19 protein-coding genes and 1 pseudogene are annotated in these 19802 nt (G+C 62.0%); 13 read left to right on the plus strand and 7 right to left on the minus strand.

All coding sequences use genetic code 11. From position 1 onward, the window contains the following. Window positions 1-89 precede the first annotated feature (89 nt). The 6 genes from gcvT (at window position 90) to VC352_RS23230 (ending at window position 3209) form a co-directional block, all read left to right on the plus strand. The gene (gcvT, locus tag VC352_RS23205) at window positions 90-1172 is read left to right on the plus strand and encodes a glycine cleavage system aminomethyltransferase GcvT (RefSeq protein ID WP_322981862.1); all 1083 of its coding nucleotides are present in this window, start codon (window positions 90-92) and stop codon (window positions 1170-1172) included. A 92-nt stretch (window positions 1173-1264) separates the two neighbouring features. Next, a complete protein-coding gene (gene gcvH, locus VC352_RS23210; RefSeq protein ID WP_322981863.1) occupies window positions 1265-1654 on the plus strand; it encodes a glycine cleavage system protein GcvH in 390 nt (129 codons plus the stop codon). Window positions 1655-1838: 184 nt separating this feature from the next. After that, a complete protein-coding gene (locus tag VC352_RS23215; RefSeq protein WP_322981864.1) occupies window positions 1839-2153 on the plus strand; it encodes a metalloregulator ArsR/SmtB family transcription factor in 315 nt (104 codons plus the stop codon). Then, window positions 2150-2584: a YeeE/YedE family protein gene (locus tag VC352_RS23220; RefSeq protein WP_322981865.1), complete on the plus strand. Its 435-nt coding sequence runs from the start codon at window positions 2150-2152 to the stop codon at window positions 2582-2584. Before VC352_RS23215 ends, VC352_RS23220 begins: the two co-directional genes overlap by 4 nt. 2 nt (window positions 2585-2586) lie before the next feature. Next, complete coding sequence (locus VC352_RS23225; protein ID WP_322981866.1) at window positions 2587-3006, plus strand: DUF6691 family protein; 420 nt, start codon at window positions 2587-2589, stop codon at window positions 3004-3006. A 14-nt stretch (window positions 3007-3020) separates the two neighbouring features. Beyond that, window positions 3021-3209, plus strand: coding sequence for a DUF2892 domain-containing protein (locus tag VC352_RS23230; RefSeq protein ID WP_143496443.1), 189 nt, complete (start codon window positions 3021-3023; stop codon window positions 3207-3209). 218 nt (window positions 3210-3427) lie between these two features. Here VC352_RS23230 and VC352_RS25615 read toward each other — a convergent pair whose 3' ends face one another. The 7 genes and pseudogenes from VC352_RS25615 to VC352_RS23260 all read right to left on the minus strand — a co-directional run bounded on the left by VC352_RS25615 (window position 3428) and on the right by VC352_RS23260 (window position 10502). Continuing rightward, window positions 3428-3889: a methyl-accepting chemotaxis protein gene (locus VC352_RS25615; protein ID WP_416340230.1), complete on the minus strand. Its 462-nt coding sequence runs from the start codon at window positions 3887-3889 to the stop codon at window positions 3428-3430. Window positions 3890-3973: 84 nt separating this feature from the next. Beyond that, window positions 3974-4750: pseudogene (locus VC352_RS25620) on the minus strand (PAS domain-containing protein); the annotation flags it as partial. 84 nt (window positions 4751-4834) lie between these two features. Then, on the minus strand, window positions 4835-5941 hold the full coding sequence (gene aguA, locus VC352_RS23240; protein WP_322981868.1) for an agmatine deiminase: 1107 nt from the start codon (window positions 5939-5941) through the stop codon (window positions 4835-4837). A gap of 70 nt (window positions 5942-6011) precedes the next feature. Next, window positions 6012-6893 carry an N-carbamoylputrescine amidase gene (gene aguB, locus VC352_RS23245; RefSeq protein ID WP_322981869.1) on the minus strand — a complete coding sequence of 294 codons (882 nt, stop codon included), beginning with the start codon at window positions 6891-6893 and terminating at the stop codon, window positions 6012-6014. A gap of 286 nt (window positions 6894-7179) precedes the next feature. Continuing rightward, window positions 7180-7821, minus strand: a complete 642-nt coding sequence (locus VC352_RS23250; protein WP_322981870.1) for a TetR/AcrR family transcriptional regulator — start codon at window positions 7819-7821, stop codon at window positions 7180-7182. Window positions 7822-7893: 72 nt separating this feature from the next. Next, window positions 7894-8952: a polyamine ABC transporter substrate-binding protein gene (locus VC352_RS23255; RefSeq protein ID WP_322981871.1), complete on the minus strand. Its 1059-nt coding sequence runs from the start codon at window positions 8950-8952 to the stop codon at window positions 7894-7896. Window positions 8953-9122: 170 nt separating this feature from the next. After that, the gene (locus VC352_RS23260; protein WP_322981872.1) at window positions 9123-10502 is read right to left on the minus strand and encodes a glutamine synthetase family protein; all 1380 of its coding nucleotides are present in this window, start codon (window positions 10500-10502) and stop codon (window positions 9123-9125) included. Between the two features lie 727 nt (window positions 10503-11229). On the opposite strand from VC352_RS23260, the gene VC352_RS23265 reads away from it, so the two are divergent. The 7 genes from VC352_RS23265 (at window position 11230) to VC352_RS23295 (ending at window position 19611) form a co-directional block, all read left to right on the plus strand. Then, the gene (locus VC352_RS23265) at window positions 11230-12588 is read left to right on the plus strand and encodes a glutamine synthetase family protein (protein WP_322981873.1); all 1359 of its coding nucleotides are present in this window, start codon (window positions 11230-11232) and stop codon (window positions 12586-12588) included. A 130-nt stretch (window positions 12589-12718) separates the two neighbouring features. Further along, a complete protein-coding gene (locus tag VC352_RS23270) occupies window positions 12719-14092 on the plus strand; it encodes an aspartate aminotransferase family protein (RefSeq protein ID WP_322981874.1) in 1374 nt (457 codons plus the stop codon). Window positions 14093-14231: 139 nt separating this feature from the next. Continuing rightward, complete coding sequence (locus tag VC352_RS23275; RefSeq protein ID WP_322981875.1) at window positions 14232-15329, plus strand: polyamine ABC transporter substrate-binding protein; 1098 nt, start codon at window positions 14232-14234, stop codon at window positions 15327-15329. 216 nt (window positions 15330-15545) lie between these two features. Beyond that, entirely contained in the window at window positions 15546-16637 is a 1092-nt protein-coding gene (locus VC352_RS23280; protein WP_322981876.1) for a polyamine ABC transporter substrate-binding protein, read from the plus strand. A gap of 54 nt (window positions 16638-16691) precedes the next feature. Continuing rightward, window positions 16692-17846 carry a polyamine ABC transporter ATP-binding protein gene (potA, locus tag VC352_RS23285; protein WP_322981877.1) on the plus strand — a complete coding sequence of 385 codons (1155 nt, stop codon included), beginning with the start codon at window positions 16692-16694 and terminating at the stop codon, window positions 17844-17846. A 23-nt stretch (window positions 17847-17869) separates the two neighbouring features. Further along, window positions 17870-18751: an ABC transporter permease subunit gene (locus VC352_RS23290; protein WP_322981881.1), complete on the plus strand. Its 882-nt coding sequence runs from the start codon at window positions 17870-17872 to the stop codon at window positions 18749-18751. Beyond that, complete coding sequence (locus VC352_RS23295; protein ID WP_322981878.1) at window positions 18748-19611, plus strand: ABC transporter permease subunit; 864 nt, start codon at window positions 18748-18750, stop codon at window positions 19609-19611. The genes VC352_RS23290 and VC352_RS23295 overlap by 4 nt, the downstream gene beginning before the upstream one ends. Window positions 19612-19802 lie beyond the last annotated feature (191 nt).

The raw sequence follows: 19802 nt of genomic DNA on the forward strand, positions 1-19802 counted from the left end.
ATTTCGAGCCTGGCTGTAACGCAGCAATGGCCACGCAGCTAGCTTCTCGAGGGTCTGAATCGCTTCGCCAAGCCCGGAAGGAGACACCCATGGGACAGCGTACCCCCCTCTATGACCTGCACCTGGCGCTGGGCGCCAAAATGGTGGATTTCGGCGGCTGGGACATGCCGCTGCACTACGGTTCGCAGGTGGAGGAGCATCATCAGGTGCGCCGCGACTGCGGCGTGTTCGACGTCTCGCACATGTGCGTGGTGGATATCGGCGGCAGCCAGGCGCAGGCCTACCTGCAGCGCCTGCTGGCCAATGACGTGGCGCGGCTGCAAAGCCCTGGCAAGGCGCTGTACAGCGCCATGCTCAACGAGCAGGGCGGGGTGATCGACGATCTGATCGTCTACCTGACGCATGACGGCTACCGCGTGGTACTCAATGCCGGCACGCGTGACAAGGATCTGGCCTGGATGCATGCCCAGGCGGCTGATCATGATGTCAGCCTGCATGAGCGCCGTGACCTGGCCATGCTCGCCATCCAGGGGCCCAAGGCCCGTGCCCGTACCGCCGAACTGGTGACCCAGGCCCGTGCTGCGCTGATCCACGAGCTCAAGCCCTTCCAGGGCTTGCCCGAGGGCGACTGGTTTATCGCGCGCACCGGCTATACCGGTGAAGACGGCCTGGAAATCGTTCTGCCCGTGACCGAGGTGGTGGCCTTCCTCAACGATCTGGTGGGGGCCGGTATTTCGCCCATCGGCCTGGGCGCCCGTGACACCCTGCGCCTGGAGGCCGGGATGAACCTCTACGGCCAGGACATGGACGAAAGCGTCTCGCCCCTGGCCGCCAACATGGCCTGGACGCTGGCCTGGGAGCCAGCCGAGCGCGATTTCATCGGTCGCACAGCGCTCGAAGCGCAGCGTGCTGCCGGTTGCCCGAGCAAGCTGGTCGGCCTCGTGCTGGAAGAGCGCGGCGTGCTGCGTGCCCATCAGGTGGTACGGGTGGCCGATATCGGGGACGGCGAGATCACCAGCGGCAGTTTCTCGCCGACGTTGAACAAATCCATCGCCCTGGCTCGTGTACCGGCGGCGACCGGTGAACGTGCCGAGGTGGAAATCCGCGGCAAATGGTTCCCGGTGCGCGTGGTGCAGCCGAATTTCGTGCGCCATGGCAAACCGCTGATCTGAACATCGGGCCATGGCCGGGCTGTCGCTCGCGCCATGGCCTGCTAAATTGTCCTGGCGGCCCACTTGCCGTCATCGCTTACGAGGAACGAAACATGAGCAATATTCCCGCCGACCTGCGTTACGCCGCCAGCCATGAGTGGGCGCGCCTGGAGGCCGATGGCAGCGTGACCGTGGGGATTTCCGACCACGCTCAGGAAGCCCTCGGCGATGTGGTATTCATCGAGCTGCCGGAAGTCGGCAAGCAACTGGCTGCCGGTCAGGAAGCGGGTGTGGTGGAGTCGGTCAAGGCCGCTTCCGACATCTATGCCCCGGTTGGCGGCGAGGTGATCGCCATCAACGAAGGCCTGGCCGACAGCCCGGAGAGCGTCAACAGTGATCCGTACGGCAGCTGGTTCTTCAAGCTCAAGCCGAGCGATGCCGGCGAACTGGACAAGCTGCTCGACGCCGCAGCCTATCAGGCCAGCGCTGACGCCGACGCCTGATCCATCCGCAGCACTCAGAAAACCCGCCTTGGCGGGTTTTCGCGTTTATGGCGTAGGGCGGGTGCAACCTGCCCAGGTGGCTGGCGGGTTTCACCCGCCCTACGGGTGACCGTTCGTCGCGTTGCCAACACTTTCTGGAAATACAGTATATAAAAATACATATTGTATTGAGTGAAGGTGTCTCATGGCCGAATCCATCGATATCGAGCAGTTACGTGCCAACGCCGACGCCGCTGGGCAATTGCTCAAGGCGCTGGCCAATCCGGATCGTCTGCTGTTGCTCTGTCAGCTCTCCCAGGGCGAGCGCAATGTCAGCGAGCTCGAGGCGCTGCTGGGTATTCAGCAGCCCACCCTGTCCCAGCAACTGGCGGTCTTGCGCCGCGAAGGCCTGGTGGCGACTCGCCGTGACGGCAAGCAGATCTTCTACAGCATCAGCAGCCCGGCGGCGCTGGCCGTGATCGAGACCCTGTACCGGCTGTTCTGCGAGGGCGCGCAATGACCATCGACTGGCTCAACTTCACCCCCTGGAGCGCATTGGCCGGCGGCGCGCTGATCGGCCTGGCTGCCTCCATCTTCGCCCTGGCCAATGGCCGTATCGCCGGTATCAGCGGTCTGCTTGGCAGTCTGCTGCAGCGTGGCGCAGAAGGGCGTGGTGAAAAAGCGGCGTTTCTCCTTGGCCTGCTGCTGGCGCCCTTGCTCTGGGGACTGTTCGCGAGCATGCCGGATATTCATTTCCAGAGCGGCAGCCTGGGGCTGATCGTTGCCGGCGTGCTGGTCGGCATCGGCACTCGCTATGGCGCCGGCTGCACCAGCGGCCATGGTGTCTGCGGCATTTCCCGCCTGTCGCCGCGCTCGCTGGTGGCCACCCTGTGCTTCATGGCTGCGGGTTTCCTCACGGTCTTTGTCCTGCGTCATCTCCTGGGAGGCTGAACATGAGCAGACTCAGTGCATTCGCCTGTGGCGTGTTGTTCGGACTCGGGCTATTGCTGGCCGGGATGGCCGACCCGAGCAAGGTGCTGGCTTTTCTCGACCTGGCCGGCGCCTGGGATCCGTCGCTGGCGCTGGTGATGGTGGCAGCGATCGGCGTTGCCGCGCTGCCCATGACCCTGGCCCGTCGGCGCAGCCGCGCGCTGCTGGGCGGCGCCATGCAGTTGCCGACACGGCGTGACCTGGATGCCCGCCTGATCGGCGGCAGCCTGTTGTTCGGCGTCGGTTGGGGCATCGCCGGCATCTGCCCGGGGCCGGCTTTGGCGATCCTGCTGAGTGGGCATTGGCAGGCGCTGTTGTTCGTCGCGGCGATGCTCGCCGGCATGCTGATCTTTACCGCGCTGGAGGGCCGGCGCGGACGTTGACCTGGAGAACCACCATGCAAGCCAATGTTGGAACCCTCGACCGCAGCCTGCGCATTGCCGTTGGCCTGATACTGATCGTGCTGAGCCTGACCGGCGTCATCGGCCTGTGGGGCTGGATCGGTGTGGTGCCGCTGGCCACCGGCTTCCTGCGCTTCTGCCCGCTTTACCCGGTGTTGGGGATCAGTACCTGCAAGAAGCCGTAAGAACCTGTTCACGATCTGCTGCGCGTCGGCCATGCTGCGTTGAAACCAGCCTCGCGTGCGAGCCCAGACTAGGCGTCCCCGTCAAAAATGCTCATTTACCACTCGTAAAGTCGAACGCGACTCCGAGCGTTTTTCGCCTGGTTTCGCGGGGCCGCCATCGGTGTTGCCTGGCTATAGCTCGCGAGATCGTGAACAGGTTCTAACGTCGGTGGCCCCGATCAATTGATCTCTTCCAGCGCCTCGGCGAACTGGCGCACGGCATCGACTACCTGGCGTGCGCCGGTCTGGATGTCCTCGATCACGTGTCCGGCCTGATTGACCAGGGCCACGCCCTGTTCGACCTTGTGGCGGCTTGACTGCATGCTGTCCACCGCGTCCTGCGACAGCTCATGGTTGCGCTTGACCACCTCGACGATCTCCACCGTCGCCTGGGCGGTGCGCGCTGCCAGGTTGCGCACCTCGTCGGCGACCACTGCGAAGCCGCGGCCCTGCTCACCGGCCCTGGCCGCCTCGATGGCGGCATTGAGGGCGAGCAGGTTGGTCTGCTCGGCGATACCGCGGATGGTCTGCACGATGCTGCTGATGCGTTCCGACTGTTCGCTGACCGCCGTGATGCCCGAGGCGGCCCGTGACAGCTCGTCGGCGATACCACGCACCATCTCCACCGTCTCGAGAATCACCTCGGCGCCATGGCGAGCGCTTTCGTCGGTTTGCTGGGAGATCTCGTAGGCGAGTTTGGCCGCTTCTGATTCGGCCTGTTGCTGGCGTACCTGCGCGGTAATGTCGCGGGCGAACTTGACCACCTTGTAGAGCCGGCCACTGGCATCGAACACCGGGTTGTAGGTGGCGCTCAGCCAGACGATATCGCCGTTGCGGTTGACGCGCTGGAAGCGTCCGGAGAAGAACTCGCCACGGTTGAGTCGCTCCCAGAAATCGCGATAGGTCGGTGAGTCTACTTCTTCGCGGGTGCAGAACTGCCGATGGTGCTTGCCGCGAATATCCTCCAGGCGATAGCCCATGGTTTGCAGGAAGTTGGCGTTGGCTTCCAGCACTTCGCCCTTGAGGTTGAACGCGATCACGGCCATGGAACGGCCGATCGCGTCGATCATGCTCTCTTGCTCCTGTTCGCGTGCCACCAGGGTGGTGATGTCGGTGGCCAGCTTGAGCACCGACTCGACGCGGCCATCGGCGCCCAGGATCGGGTTGTAGCTGGCTTCCAGCCAGACTTCCTGGCCCTGCTTGTTGCGGCGCAGGAAACGATCACGGATGTACTCGCCGGCCGCCAGGCGCTGCCAGAAACGCCGGTACTCGGCGCTGGCCTGGTAGTCGGGAAAGCAGAACAACCGGTGATGCTGGCCCTGAATTTCTTCCAGGCGGTAGCCCACGGTCGTGAGGAAATTGTCATTGGCGCCGATGATGGTGCCGTCGGGTTTGAACTCGATCATGGCCGTCGAACGGTCGACGGCAGCCTTCCTGGCGAGAGCGGCTTGCAACTGTTGACGAGCCGCTTCCAGGGCTTGCTTGAGGGCTTTATTGAACATGATGTGCTCGAGAGGATACGGGGATGATCCCGACCAATCTTATCGGCTTGGTCAGGATCTACTTGAACCCCGCGCGAGCAATTTTCAGCGCTGTTGCGGCGCCGGCTGTTGCTGGGTGATGCAGTGGATATTGCCGCCGCCGAGGAGGATCTCGCGGCCCGGTACCATCACCACGCGATGCTCGGGGAAGAGCCGCTCGAGGATGGCACGCGCCTCGTCATCCTTGGCATCGTCGAAGCTCGGCGCCACGATGCCGCCGTTGACGATGAGGAAGTTGACGTAGGAGCCGGCCAGGCGCACCTCCGGGCTGCGTTCCTGGCTGCCTTCGACCATATCGACCCCAGCGCACTCTTCAGCAGTGGCGTGGATCGGGCCGGGAATCGGCATCTTGTGCACCACCAGTTGCCGGCCCTTGGCATCACGTGCGCTTTCCAGCACGCGCATGGCGGCCTGGCAGCGTGGGTAGTTGGGGTCGTTCTCGTCGTCGGTCCAGGCCAGCAGCACTTCACCCGGGCGCACGTAGCAACAGAAGTTGTCGACGTGGCCGTCGGTCTCGTCGTTGAACAGGCCGTTCGGCAGCCAGATCACCGTGTCGATGGCCAGGTGCTCGCGCAGCACATTCTCGATCTCTTCGCGCGACAGGTGCGGGTTGCGGTTCCTGTTCAGCAGGCACTCTTCGGTGGTGATCAGGGTGCCCTCGCCATCGACATGGATCGAGCCGCCTTCGAGCACGAAGCCTTCGGTACGGTAGCGCTTGCAACGTTCGACCTCGAGGATCTTGCGCGCCACCTGATCATCGCGCAGCCACGGCCAGTAGAGGCCGCCATCGAAGCCGCCCCAGGCATTGAAGGCCCAGTCCACACCGCGTACTTCGCCGCTGTCGTTGATCACGAAGGTCGGGCCGGTGTCGCGCACCCAGGCGTCGTCGGTGGTGATTTCCACCAGGCGGATGTTGCTCATGTCCAGCCGCGCACGGGCGTTTTCGTACTGGGCGGCGCTGACGCAGACGGTCACCGGTTCGAACTGGGCGATGGCGCGGGCGACGGCGGCGAAGGCGGCCTGCGCCGGTTTGCCGCCATTGCGCCAGTTGTCCGGGCGCTCGGGCCAGACCATCCAGGTCTGGCTATGCGGCGCCCACTCGGCAGGCATATAGAAACCATCGGCGCGGGGGGTAGTGCTCAGGGTGGTCATAGTTCACCTGTAGCCCGGATGCAATCCGGGGAATCGTGAGAAAAAGCCCCGGATTGCGTCCGGGCTACGTTCATTCGGACAGGCTTTCGCCGTCGAGCGTGGAGACTGGCCAGTATAGGTTCGGGCGGCGGTCACGGAATATACCCCAGGCCGTGCGCGTCTTTTCCAGGGCGGTGAGGTCGAAGCTGTGCACCAGGATGCCTTCTTCGGTCTGATCCAGTTCCTTCACCTTGGCCCCGTACGGGTCGGCGATGAACGAGCTGCCGTAGAAGGTGATGTCGTAGCCGTCCTGCTCCTCGCGGCCGATGCGGTTACTGGCCACCAGCGGCATCACGTTGGCGCCGGCATGGCCTTGCTGCACGCGCTGCCAGTGCTCGCGCGAGTTGATGCCGGCATCGTGCGGCTCGCTGCCGATGGCGGTCGGGTAGAAGAGGATTTCCGCGCCCATCAACGCCATGCTGCGGGCGCATTCGGGGAACCACTGATCCCAGCAGATGCCCACGCCGATGCGCGCATAGGCGGTATCCCAGACCTTGAAGCCGGTATCGCCCGGGTTGAAGTAGTACTTCTCGTGATAGCCGGGGCCGTCGGGAATATGGCTTTTCCGATAAATCCCGAGGTTGGTACCGTCGGCATCGATGATGGCGATGCTGTTGAAACGGGCGCGACCGGCGCGCTCGAAGAAGCTGATCGGCAGCACCACCTTGAGCTCCGCCGCGACCTTGCTGAAGTGCGCAATGGCCGGGTTCTCGTCCACCGTGGTCGCCAGCTGGGTGTAGTCGGCGTTGGGCTTCTGGCAGAAGTAGGGCGTCTCGAACAGCTCCTGAATCAGGATGATCTGCGCGCCCTGGGCGGCTGCCTGGCGCACCAGCTTCTCGGCGTTGGCGATATTGGCGGCGCTATCCCAGGAACAGGCCATCTGGGTCGCGGCAACGGTGACGATACGGGACATAAAGCACCTCTTGGAGTGATATGAGGCCAGATACCGGCCTGCACAGGGCGCCATGGTGGAAGCTCGACCAAGGCTGAATGGTCGATTTATATTCGATAAAAATCGAATTTGGAAGTGGTTTTAGAGAGTGCTTGGTAAAAATTTAAGATTTTAATCGAATAAATATCTGCATTTTTGTTGGCTGCAGGCACGGATTCATCCGCGATGCATAGCGGGCCGGCAGTAGCGGACTTATCCGCGACAGAGTGGGCGGTGTCAGGTTCGCGAAGGCGCAGGCGGCGGGAGATCAGGCCAGGGGCTCGAGTCGCTTGGGCAGGGCGGGCGGCAGATACAGGCCGAGGTAGGCATCGAACACGCGCATACCTTCTTCGGCCAGGCGCGGGGTGATGTGGCCGTGCAACTGCACGGAGCGGGCGTAGACGCGGTCGCCCAGGGACATGGCCAGGTTGAAGACATCGATATCCGTCGGCAATTGCGGCAAGGGGAAGTGACGGTCGAACAGCGCCCGCATCAGGCGGCCAAGCTCCTGATCGTGCTGGTGGTCGGCCTGCGCGACCTCGGCCAGGCCGTGTTGCGCCAGGATCAATTGGCGTGCAGCAGCGTCTTCGGCATAGATGGTCAGCATGCGCTGTTCGACCTGGCGCGAGAGGTCATGCCAGCTGCGCAGGGCCGTATGGTCGATCGGTTCCAGCAGGCTGGCGCGGAAAGCCGCATGCACGTCGGCAGTCAGCCCTTCGAGCAGCGCCGGGACGCTGGCGAAGAAGTGGTAGACCGAAGAGGGCGGGATGCCGGCGTGTTCGGCCACGCTGTAGATCGACAGGTTGGTCATGCCCTGCTCGGCCAGCAAGGCGCGAGCGGCGGCGAGAATCTGGGCGATTCTCGCCTGGCTGCTGGCGCGTGGCTTGCGCGTGCTGGCGGGGCGCGACATGGCGGAGCTCCTCGATACGTGAGGCGCTATTGGACGCCAGCCAGCGCCGGCGAGGCAAGCCTCGCCAGCCGATCAACTGCCCTGGCGGAAATGCTGCCAGACCTGGTTACGCATCTCGGCATGTTTTTCCGGCAGTACATCCAGCGGGAACAGCCGGCGCTTGGTTTCCTGATCCGGGTACAGGCCGGGCTGTTCGAGCAGGGCGGCCTCGATGAACTGCGCCGAGTCGGCGTTGCCATTGGGGTAGAGGGTTTCGGAGGTGACCTGGGCAATCACCTTGGGTTGCATCAGGTAATCGATGAACCGATGGGCCAGGGCCGGTTGGCTGCTGGTGGCCGGGATCACCAGGTTGTCGATGAACAGCACCGAGCCTTCCTGCGGCACCACGAAGCGCACGGGTTGCCCGGCCTGTGCTGCCGCCAGGGCATCACCGACCCAGGCCATGGATAGGCACAGATTGCCCTTGGCCAGGTCATCGATGTAGCGCTCGCTGTCGACGTAGCGCAGGTTGGGGCGTAGCGCGTCGAGTATCTTGCCGGCACGCTGGATGCGGCTCGGTGCGCTGCGTGCCAGGCTGCGTCCCTGATAATTGAGCAGGAGTGACAGGCCTTCATCGGCGGCATCCAGCACGCTGATGCCACAACTGGCCAGGCGCGCGCTCTGCTGCGGATCGAACAGCAGGCTCCAGCTATCGGGTAGCGGACCACCGTAGGCGGCTTCGGCCTTGGGGGTATTGATGGCCAAGCCGACAGCGCCCCACAGATAGGGCACAGCATGACGATTTTGCGGATCGACGGCGGCCAGCTTGCTGAGCAGCTGTTTGTCCAGATGGCGGCTATTGGGCAGTTGGCTGAAGTCCAGCGGACGAATGCGACCTGCGCTGATCAGGGCGGGCAGTTGATTGTGCGAAGGTACCGCGACATCGATGGCGTCACCGCTGTCGAGCGCCTTGTCCAGCTCTTCGGCAGTCGTGAAGGTGTGATAGTCGACTGCGATCCCGGTGTCGCGGGTGAAGTCTTCCAGTACCTGAGGTGCGATGTAGTCGTTCCAGTTGTAGACCGTGATGCTGTCGGCGGCCTGGGCCAGCCAAGGAGTGAGGCCGAGGAAAACGGCGACAAGAACGCGATGCATGTGAAGCTCCCTGAAGGATGAAGGCAACAGTATCCGCAGCTGAGGCGGGCGAAGGTTGATTCATGTCAGCGCAGCGGCCTTTGCGGCCAGGCGCAGGCCCCGGTGCAGAGCATCGGGGCTGGCAGGTTGCAGGCAAAAAGAAGCCGGCTCTGCGGCCGGCTTTCTCGGGGTTACACGGTGTGCAGGTACCAGTTGTACTCGAGGTCGGAGATTGTGGTCTCGAACTCCTGCAGCTCGGCTTCCTTGCACGCGACGAAGATGTCGATGTACTTCGAGTCGATGTACTTGTTCATCACCTCGCTGTCGTCCAGCTCGCGCAGGGCATCGCGCAGGTTGTTCGGCAGGCTGGGTTCGAGCTGCTCATAGGAGTTGCCTTCGATCGGCTCGCCCGGCTCGATCTGGTTGGTCAGACCGTGGTGAATACCGGCGAGGATCGAGGCCAGCATTAGGTAGGGGTTGGCATCGGCGCCGGCCACGCGGTGTTCGATGCGCACGGCGTCCGGGCTGCCGGTGGGGATGCGAACGGCCACGGTGCGGTTGTCCAGTGCCCAGCTCGGCGCGTTGGGCACATAGAACTGTGCACCGAAGCGGCGGTAGGAGTTGACGTTGGGGCAGAGGAACGCCATCGACGCGGCCATGGTGTCGAGAATGCCGCCGACGGCATGGCGCAACGAAGAGTTCTCCAGCGGATCTTCGGCCGCGAAGATGTTCTTGCCGGTCTTCTTGTCCAGCAGCGAGATGTGCACGTGCAGGCCGTTGCCCGCCTGGCCCGGATAGGGCTTGGCCATGAAGGTGGAATCCATCTCATGGTCGTAGGCGATGTTCTTGATCAGGCGCTTGAGCAGCAGGGCATAGTCGCAGGCCTTGATGGCGTCTTCGACGTGATGAAGGTTGACTTCGAACTGTGCCGGGGCGCTTTCCTTGACGATGGCGTCGGCCGGGATGTCCTGCTCCTTGGCGGCTTCGAGCATGTCCTGCAGGCAGTCGACATATTCGTCGAGGTCATCGATCAGATAGACCTGAGTGGAGTGTGGGCGCTTGCCGGAGATCGGCGAGCGCGGCGGCTGCGGACGGCCGTTCACGTTCTCCTGATCGATCAGGTAGAACTCCAGTTCGAAAGCTGCGCAGATACGCAGGCCCAGTTCGTCGAACTTCTGTACCACCTGGCGCAATACCTCGCGCGGGTCGGCGAAGAAAGGCGTGCCGTCCAGCTCGTGCATGGTCATCAGCAGTTGCGCGGTCGGGCGCTTCTGCCAGGGCTCGTTGCACAGGGTATCGGGGATGGGGAAGCAGATACGGTCGGCGTCGCCGATGTCCAGGCCAAGGCCGGTGCTTTCGACGGTGGAGCCATTGATGTCGAGAGCAAAGAGCGAGGCGGGCAGGTTGATGCCTTTCTCGTACACCTTGTGAAGGGCATTACGGTCGATGCGCTTGCCGCGCACCACACCATTCATATCTGCAATAAGAAGGTCGACGAACTGGACCTCGGGATGTTCCTTGAGGAACGCGTTCGCTTCGTTAAGCTGAACGGCACGCGGGGGTACCGACATGATGCAACACCTTTTTGTTAAATATATCAATCATGCGACTGCATGGGTGTGAGTCAATCCGAAACGCACTTTACTGTCAAGCTGGCCTCTGAGTGCCCTGATGTGGGGCGTGATGGCCGTTTTTGGGGCATTTTAGGGCCATTCAGCAGGGCTCAACCCCTGTGCGGCCGCGGTGCTCAATGGGGTGTGTTCAATTTTTTACAGCCCTATTGTGTAAAAAAATGAACAAGGCTAAGCTCGGTCGAAACCCCACTAACAGCAATAATACGGGTGTCCAATGTCTCGCTTGCCGATAATCGGCGTCAGCGCTCGCTTCAAGGCCCAGGGCCACAGCTCTCTCGCAGGTGCTTGCACTGCAGGGCTTCATGCCGACAGGAGCGGTATGTCGTGGCGTCAGCGGCAGGCGAATCTTGTCTCCTTCGTTCGCGAAGTTGTATCTGCCCCGGCTTTGCGCTGCATTCTTACCTCGTGTCACCTTAGTTCAGTCATGATCCAAGCGCAGGGTGCCGCACCCGTGCCTGTGTTTCGGCAGGTGCGTGGTTTGCATCTGGCTGCTGTACTGCAGCAAAAGCTTAGTATCGGGGGGCCAAGTTCTCCCTGAAAGGCGGGTAGCATCCGCACACTATCCTGCTCTCTTCCAGGCCTTTGGTGAGGCTTGCAGGGAGGGAGCAGGGCAACGCTGAACCCGCTATAGATATGCAGCAGGTTCTACAACCCTGAGGTCTCTATGAGTACCAAGCTAGACCAGCTCACGAGCTGGCTGAAAGAACGCAAAATCACCGAAGTCGAATGCCTGATCAGTGACCTGACCGGCATTGCCCGCGGCAAGATATCGCCGACCAACAAGTTCCTCGATGAGAAGGGCATGCGTCTGCCCGAGAGCGTGCTGCTGCAGACCGTGACCGGCGACTACGTCGAGGATGACATCTATTACGAGTTGCTGGACGAGGCGGACATCGACATGTTCTGCCGCCCCGATCCCAATGCCGTGTTCCTCGTGCCCTGGGCCATCGAGCCCACCGCAATGGTGATCCACGACACCTTCGACAAGCAGGGCAACCCCATCGAGCTGTCGCCGCGCAACATTCTCAAGCGTGTGCTGCAGATGTATGCGGATAAAGGCTGGAAGCCCATCGTCGCGCCAGAGATGGAGTTCTACCTGACCAAGCGCAACAGTGACCCGGACTTCCCGCTGGTGGCACCGATGGGCCGCTCCGGCCGCCCGGAAGTGGGCCGGCAGTCGTTTTCCATCGATGCCGCGAACGAATTCGATCCGCTGTTCGAAGATGTCTACGACTGGTGCGAGCTGCAGCACCTGGATCTCGATACGCTGATCCACGAAGACGGCCCGGCGCAGATGGAGATCAACTTCCGCCATGGCGAAGCCCTGCACCTGGCCGACCAGATCACCGTGTTCAAGCGCACCATGCGCGAAGCTGCGCTCAAGCATGACGTGGCGGCCACCTTCATGGCCAAGCCGATCACCGATGAGCCGGGCAGCGCCATGCACATTCACCAGAGCGTGGTGGACATCAAGACCGGCAAGAGCCTGTTCTCCAACGAGGACGGCACGATGAGCGAGCTGTTCCTGCATCACATCGGTGGTCTGCAGAAGTACATCCCCGAGCTGCTGCCGCTGTTTGCCCCCAACGTCAACTCGTTCCGCCGTTTCCTGCCCGACACCTCGGCGCCGGTGAACGTCGAGTGGGGCGAGGAGAACCGCACCGTTGGCCTGCGCGTACCCGAGGCCAGCCCACAGAACCGCCGTGTGGAAAACCGCCTGGCGGGCGCCGATGCCAACCCCTATCTGGTGCTGGCGGCGTCGCTGCTGTGTGGCTACATCGGCATGGTCGAGGGCATCAAGCCCAGTGCGCCGGTCAAGGGGCGTGGCTATGAGCGCCGCAACCTGCGCCTGCCGCTGACCATCGAGGCGGCGCTGGAGCGTATGGAAGCGTGCAAGGTGGCCGAGAAGTACCTGGGCGAGAAGTTCATGCGTGGCTATGTCGCCGTCAAGCGCGCCGAGCACGAGAACTTCAAGCGCGTGATCAGCTCCTGGGAGCGCGAGTTTCTGCTGCTGTCGGTGTAGTCCCGGCGCAGGTGTAGGGTGGGCTTTAACCCACCCTTGCAGGCTGATTCGGTGGGCTGAAGCGGATCGCCGCGCGGCCCACTCTACAAAAGTCCGTGAGCCGGCAGCGTTCACAGAAGAAGGTGTGGTAATGAACAAGCAAGCGAACAATCCCAAGACTGCCCATTGGCAGGCTCTGAGTCAGGCTCACCACCTGGCGCCGTTCAGTGATTACAAGCAGCTGGCCGAGAAGGGCCCGCGCATCATCACTGAGGCCAAAGGTGTGCACCTGTGGGACAGCGAGGGCAACAAGATTCTCGATGGCATGGCCGGCCTGTGGTGCGTGGCCGTCGGCTATGGCCGCGAGGAGCTGGTCGCTGCAGCGTCCAAGCAGATGTTGCAGCTGCCGTTCTACAACACCTTCTTCCAGACCGCTCACCCGCCGGTGCTGGAACTGGCCCATGCCATCTCCAAGTTGGCGCCGGCCGGCATGAACCATGTGTTCTTCACCGGTTCGGGCTCGGAAGGCAACGACACCATGCTGCGTCTGGTACGCCACTACTGGGCGTGCAAGGGCCAACCACAGAAAAAGATCATCATCGGCCGCGACAACGGCTACCACGGCTCCACCGTGGCCGGCGCCAGCCTCGGCGGCATGAAGTTCATGCACGAGCAGGGCGACCTGCCGATCCCGGGTATCGCGCATATCCCGCAGCCGTACTGGTTCGGCGAGGGCGGCGACATGACCCCGGACGCCTTCGGCATCTGGGCGGCCGACCAGCTGGAGAAGAAGATTCTCGAACTGGGCGAAGGCAACGTTGCAGCGTTCATCGCCGAGCCGATCCAGGGTGCCGGCGGTGTGATCATCCCGCCAGAAACCTACTGGCCGCGCATCAAGGAAATCCTCGCCAAGTACGACATTCTCTTCGTCGCCGACGAGGTGATCTGCGGTTTCGGCCGTACCGGCGAGTGGTTCGGCAGCCAGTACTACGGCCTCAAGCCTGATCTGATGACCATCGCCAAGGGCCTGACCTCGGGATACGTGCCGATGGGCGGGCTGATCGTCAGCGACAAGGTGTTCGAGGTGATCGAGGCGCATGGTGACTTCAACCACGGCTTCACCTATTCCGGTCACCCGGTGGCGGCGGCGGTGGGGCTGGAGAACCTACGCATTCTCAAGGAAGAAGGCATCGTCGAACGGGTGAAAGCGGAAACGGCACCCTATTTGCAGAGTCGTCTGCGTGAGCTGGCGGATCACCCGCTGGTGGGTGAAGTGCGCGGTGTCGGCATGCTCGGTGCCATCGAACTGGTGCAGGACAAGGCCAGCCGCAAGCGTTACCCGGATGACGTGGCCGCCGGCATGGTCTGCCGTGGTCACTGCTTTAATAACGGTCTGATCATGCGCGCCGTAGGCGACACCATGATCATCGCCCCGCCGCTGGTGATCAGCCGCGAGGAAATTGACGAACTGGTGGAAAAGGCGCGCAAGTGCCTGGACCTGACTCTGCAGGAACTGCGTCGCTGAAGGGCAAGGCTGGCCAGGTGATGACTCGAAAGTTGTATCACTGCCATGACCTTGCCAGACTGCGCCAGTGCGTTGGCAAGCCACTTCCAGGGGCGCCGCGTACCTTCGGAACACCGACACGACAACAGGAGCTGTACGCATGAAAACATTCGGCAAGACCCTTCTCGCGTTGTCCCTGGCTGCTGCCTTCGCAGGCACCGCTCAGGCAGAGGACAAAGTGCTGCATGTCTACAACTGGAGCGATTACATCGCCGAAGACACCCTGGCCAACTTCGAGAAGGAAACCGGCATCAAGGTCGTCTACGACGTCTTCGACAGCAACGAAGTCCTGGAAGCCAAACTGCTGGCCGGCAGCTCGGGCTATGACGTGGTCGTACCGTCCAACCCCTTCCTGGCCAAGCAGATCAAGGCTGGCGTGTTCCAGAAGCTGGACAAGTCCAAGCTGCCGAACTGGTCGAACCTCGACAAGGATCTGCTCAAGGCCCTGGAACCGAGCGATCCGGGCAACCAGTACTCGATTCCCTACATGTGGGGCACCATCGGCATCGGCTACAACGTCGAGAAGGTCAAGGCGGTACTGGGTGACAACGCGCCGGTCGACTCCTGGGATCTGGTATTCAAGCCGGAGAACATGGAAAAACTCAAAGCCTGTGGCGTTTCCTTCCTCGACTCGCCGACCGAGATCCTGCCGGCCGCGCTGCACTACCTGGGCTATGCCCCGGATAGCAACAAGGGCGACGAGCTGAAGAAGGCTGAAGAGCTGTTCATGAAGATTCGTCCGTCGGTGGCCTACTTCCACAGCTCCAAGTACATCTCCGACCTGGCCAACGGCAACATCTGCGTCGCCATCGGCTACTCGGGTGATATCTACCAGGCCAAGGCCCGCGCCGAAGAGGCGAAGAACGGCGTTCAGGTCAGCTACAACATCCCGAAAGAGGGCGCCGGCGCCTTCTTCGATATGCTCGCCGTGCCGGCCGATGCCAAGAACGTCGAAGCGGCCCATACCTTCCTCAACTACCTGATGAAGCCGGAAGTCATGGCCAGCATCACCAACTACGTGCAGTTCCCCAACGGCAACGCCGCTGCCACGCCGCTGGTGGATGAAGCCCTGCGCACCGACCCGGGTGTCTACCCGAGCCCGGAAGTGCTGAAGAAGATCTACACCTTCCCGGATCTGGCGCCGGCGGTGCAGCGCAACATGACCCGCAGCTGGACCAAGATCAAGTCCGGTCGCTGATCGCGTAAGCAGCAAGGCCTGGCGGGCGTGCCCGCCAGGTTTCCCAGGGACACTTTACAGGGCCACGATGGCCACCGATGTGCGCGTGTTCGGGCCAAGAGCCTAGGGGTGGTACCGGTGCAGCTTGATCTCGATCTGGCAGTCGCTGATTCCCGACGCGTTTTCCTATAAAGTGCCGCGCTTTTTTTAGCGGCGCAGCAAAGCGAGGATGAAACTGTGCGAGTAACCCTGCCCAAGACTCTGATCGCCCTGGCAGCCGCTACCCTGAGCGGGGCCGCTCTGGCCCAGCAAACGGTGCACATCTACAACTGGAGCGACTACATCGGCGAACAGACTCTGGCCAACTTCGAGGCCAAGACGGGCATCAAGCCGGTCTACGACGTGTTCGACTCCAATGAAACCCTCGAAGGCAAGCTGCTCGCCGGCCGTACCGGCTACGACGTGGTCGTGCCGTCAAACCATTTCCTCGGCAAGCAGATCAAGGCCGGTGCCTTCCAGAAACTGGATCGCGCCAAGCTGCCGAACTGGAATAACCTCGACCCCGCGCTGCTCAAGCAGCTGGAAACCAATGACCCCGGCAACCAGTACGCCGTACCTTATTTGTGGGGCACCAACGGCATTGGTTACAACGTCGAGAAGGTCAAGGAAGTGCTCGGTGTCGACGAGATCGACTCCTGGTCGGTGCTGTTCGAACCGGAGAACATCAAGAAGCTCAGCCAGTGTGGCGTCGCCTTCCTCGATTCGGCCGACGAGATGATTCCGGCCATGCTCAACTACCTGGGCCTCAACCCCAACAGCACCAACCCGGACGATTACGCTAAGGCTGAAGCCAAGCTGCTGGAAGTGCGGCCGTACGTCACCTATTTCCACAGCTCCAAGTACATCGGCGACCTGGCCAACGGCAACATCTGCGTGGCCGCCGGTTTCTCCGGCGACATCCTGCAGGCTGCCGACCGCGCCGAGGAAGCCGGCAAGGGCATCGACATTGCCTACGCCATCCCCAAGGAAGGCGCCAACCTGTGGTTCGACATGCTGGCCATCCCGGCGGATTCGGCCAATACCGACGAGGCCCTCGCCTTCATCAACTATCTCCTTGATCCGCAGGTAATCGCCGAAGTCAGCGATTACGTCGGCTATGCCAACCCCAACACCAAGGCCGGTGAGCTGATGGATCAGGACGTGCGTAACGATCCGTCCGTGTATCCGCCACAAGCCGTACTGGACAAGCTGTACATCTCCGCCGAATTGCCGGTGAAAGTGCAGCGTTTGATGACTCGCGCCTGGACCAAGGTCAAGTCGGGTCAGTAATCGTTCCTGTCCGGCTGCAGGGGCCGGGCATAATCTTCCGGGAGTTTTCCGATAATGGCTGTCGCTTCCAGCGCCTACAAAAAAGCCCTCGAAGGGAACCAGACACCGAAAGAGGTGCTGGTGAAGATCGACCGGGTTACAAAGAAATTCGACGAGACAGTGGCCGTCGACGACGTATCGCTGACCATCAACAAGGGTGAAATCTTCGCCCTGCTCGGTGGCTCCGGATCCGGCAAGTCCACGCTGCTGCGCATGCTCGCTGGTTTCGAGCGACCCACCGAGGGACGCATCATCCTTGATGGCGTGGACATCACTGACATGCCGCCGTACCAGCGGCCGATCAACATGATGTTCCAGTCCTACGCGCTGTTCCCGCACATGACCGTGGCGCAGAACATCGCCTTTGGTCTGCAGCAGGACAAGATGGCCAAGGCCGAGATCGAAGAGCGTGTCAACGAGATGCTCAAGCTCGTGCACATGACCCAGTACGCCAAGCGCAAGCCGCACCAGCTCTCTGGCGGTCAGCGTCAGCGTGTGGCGCTGGCCCGCTCGCTGGCCAAGCGCCCCAAGCTGCTGTTGCTCGACGAGCCGATGGGCGCCTTGGACAAGAAGCTGCGTTCGCAGATGCAGCTCGAACTGGTTGAGATCATCGAGCGCGTGGGCGTGACCTGCGTGATGGTCACCCACGACCAGGAAGAGGCCATGACCATGGCCCAGCGCATCGCCATCATGCACCTGGGCTGGATCGCCCAGACCGGCAGCCCGATCGATATCTACGAGACGCCGGCCAACCGCCTGGTGTGTGAATTCATCGGTAACGTCAACCTGTTCGAAGGCGACATCACCACCGACGACGCCGACCACGCCATCATCAGCTGCCCGCAGTTGGACAAGCCGATCTACATCGGCCACGGCATCAGTACCCGTGCCGAGGAGAAGAAGGTCACCTACGCCCTGCGTCCGGAAAAACTGTTGATGGCCACTGAACTGCCGGTCGATCACGAACACCCGGAATACAACTGGAGCCGTGGCCACGTGCATGACATCGCCTACCTGGGCGGCCACTCGGTGTTCTACGTCAAACTCGACTCCGGCCAGGTGGTGCAATGCTTCATCGCCAACGCCGAACGCCGCGGCAAGCGTCCGACCTGGGACGATCCTGTGGTGGTGTACTGGGAAGACGACAGCGGCGTGGTACTGCAATCATGAAACTGGCCAAACTCTCGCGCTATCTGCCCAGCGGGCGGCATGCCGTGATCGGCATTCCGTTCCTGTGGCTGTTCCTGTTCTTCCTGCTGCCCTTCATCATCGTGCTGAAGATCAGCTTCGCCGAAGCCGACGTGGCCATCCCGCCGTACACGGAAATCTACGAGTGGGCGGATAACAAGCTGACCATTCTGCTCAATCTGGGTAACTACATCTTCCTTACCGAAGATGCCCTGTACCTGTCGGCCTACCTGGGCTCGCTGCAGATCGCCTTCTTCAGCACCCTGCTGTGCCTGGTGATCGGCTATCCGATGGCCTATGCCATCGCCCGTGCGCCAAAGGACCGGCAGACGGTCTACCTGCTGCTGATCATGATGCCGACCTGGACCGCGATCCTGATCCGTGTCTATGCTTGGATGGGCATTCTCGGCAACAACGGCCTGCTCAACAGTTTCCTGCAGGGCATTGGTCTGATCCACGAGCCGCTGCAGATCCTCAACACCAACATCGCGGTGTACATCGGCGTGGTCTATTCCTACCTGCCGTTCATGATCCTGCCGCTCTACGCCAACCTGGTGAAGCACGATCACACCCTGCTGGAAGCTGCCTCCGACCTGGGCTCGAGCAACTTCAACAACTTCTGGCGCATCACCGTGCCGCTGTCGAAGAACGGCATCATCGCCGGCTCCATGCTGGTGTTCATCCCCGTGGTCGGCGAGTTCGTCATCCCCGAACTGCTCGGCGGGCCGGAGACCCTGATGATCGGCAAGGTGTTGTGGCAGGAGTTCTTCAACAACCGCGACTGGCCGGTGGCATCCGCCCTGGCGGTGGTCATGCTGGCGATCCTTATCGTGCCCATCATTCTGTTCAACCGTAACCAAGCCAAGGAACTGGAGGGCCGCCCATGAAACGTGTGAGCTTCTCCAGTGTCATGCTCTGGGCGGGCCTGGCATTCATCTACCTGCCGATGGTCATCCTGGTCATCTACTCGTTCAACGCCTCGCGCCTCGTCACGGTCTGGGGTGGCTGGTCGGTGAAGTGGTACGTCGGCCTGCTGGACAACACCCAACTGATGAGTGCGGTGGCGCGCTCGCTGGAAATCGCCCTGTACACCGCCATCTCTGCGGTGATTCTCGGTACTCTGGCGGCGTTCGTGCTGACCCGTATCACCCGCTTCAAGGGGCGCACGCTGTTCGGTGGCCTGGTCACCGCACCGCTGGTAATGCCCGAGGTGATCACCGGTCTGTCGCTGCTGCTGCTGTTCGTGTTGATGGCGCAACTGCTTGGCTGGCCGGAGCAGCGTGGTATGTCCACCATCTGGATCGCCCACACCACGTTCTGCTCCGCCTATGTGGCAGTGGTGGTGTCGTCGCGCTTGCGTGAGCTGGATATGTCCATCGAAGAGGCGGCCATGGATCTCGGCGCCCGGCCGTGGAAGGTGTTCTTCCTGATCACCGTGCCGATGATCGCACCGTCGCTGGCAGCGGGGGCGATGATGTCCTTCGCCCTGTCGCTGGACGATCTGGTACTGGCCAGCTTCGTCTCCGGTCCGGGTTCGACCACCTTGCCGATGGAGATCTTCTCTGCCGTGCGCTTGGGGGTTAAGCCGGAGATCAACGCCGTGGCCAGCCTGATCCTGCTGGTGGTGTCGTTCGCCACCTTCCTGGCCTGGTTCTTCAGCCAGCGCGCCGAGGAGAAGCGCAAGAAGGCGCTGCAGCAGGCGATGGAAGAGACTACTTCGCCATCCTGGCAGCCAGGCAAGGTCTGATTGTCACGATGCGGTATGAAAACGGGCCTCGATGGCCCGTTTTTTATTGGTATGGGGGATACCGGACTGGCAAGTTTGTGTGGACTTGCTGGTTGTTCTGGTGTCAGTTCCGGATTGCCGCGTTTTTGCTGATGTTTCTGGTTTCGCCCTCCCGGGCGAGCAACCGTGTCCAGCGTCAAGTCACTTGAGGC

Origin of the sequence: Pseudomonas sp. C11, assembly GCF_034683865.1 — a bacterium.
Lineage (GTDB): Bacteria > Pseudomonadota > Gammaproteobacteria > Pseudomonadales > Pseudomonadaceae > Aquipseudomonas.

Excerpts from the sequence above, each read along its gene's own strand:
- gcvT (WP_322981862.1), top strand. The coding sequence starts at position 90 with ATGGGACAGCGTACCCCCCTCTATGACCTGCACCTGGCGCTGGGCGCC.
- gcvH (WP_322981863.1), top strand. The coding sequence starts at position 1,265 with ATGAGCAATATTCCCGCCGACCTGCGTTACGCCGCCAGCCATGAGTGG.
- VC352_RS23215 (WP_322981864.1), top strand. The coding sequence starts at position 1,839 with ATGGCCGAATCCATCGATATCGAGCAGTTACGTGCCAACGCCGACGCC.
- VC352_RS23220 (WP_322981865.1), top strand. The coding sequence starts at position 2,150 with ATGACCATCGACTGGCTCAACTTCACCCCCTGGAGCGCATTGGCCGGC.
- VC352_RS23225 (WP_322981866.1), top strand. The coding sequence starts at position 2,587 with ATGAGCAGACTCAGTGCATTCGCCTGTGGCGTGTTGTTCGGACTCGGG.
- VC352_RS23230 (WP_143496443.1), top strand. The coding sequence starts at position 3,021 with ATGCAAGCCAATGTTGGAACCCTCGACCGCAGCCTGCGCATTGCCGTT.
- aguA (WP_322981868.1), bottom strand. The coding sequence starts at position 5,941 with ATGACCACCCTGAGCACTACCCCCCGCGCCGATGGTTTCTATATGCCT.
- aguB (WP_322981869.1), bottom strand. The coding sequence starts at position 6,893 with ATGTCCCGTATCGTCACCGTTGCCGCGACCCAGATGGCCTGTTCCTGG.
- VC352_RS23250 (WP_322981870.1), bottom strand. The coding sequence starts at position 7,821 with ATGTCGCGCCCCGCCAGCACGCGCAAGCCACGCGCCAGCAGCCAGGCG.
- VC352_RS23255 (WP_322981871.1), bottom strand. The coding sequence starts at position 8,952 with ATGCATCGCGTTCTTGTCGCCGTTTTCCTCGGCCTCACTCCTTGGCTG.
- VC352_RS23260 (WP_322981872.1), bottom strand. The coding sequence starts at position 10,502 with ATGTCGGTACCCCCGCGTGCCGTTCAGCTTAACGAAGCGAACGCGTTC.
- VC352_RS23265 (WP_322981873.1), top strand. The coding sequence starts at position 11,230 with ATGAGTACCAAGCTAGACCAGCTCACGAGCTGGCTGAAAGAACGCAAA.
- VC352_RS23270 (WP_322981874.1), top strand. The coding sequence starts at position 12,719 with ATGAACAAGCAAGCGAACAATCCCAAGACTGCCCATTGGCAGGCTCTG.
- VC352_RS23275 (WP_322981875.1), top strand. The coding sequence starts at position 14,232 with ATGAAAACATTCGGCAAGACCCTTCTCGCGTTGTCCCTGGCTGCTGCC.
- potA (WP_322981877.1), top strand. The coding sequence starts at position 16,692 with ATGGCTGTCGCTTCCAGCGCCTACAAAAAAGCCCTCGAAGGGAACCAG.
- VC352_RS23295 (WP_322981878.1), top strand. The coding sequence starts at position 18,748 with ATGAAACGTGTGAGCTTCTCCAGTGTCATGCTCTGGGCGGGCCTGGCA.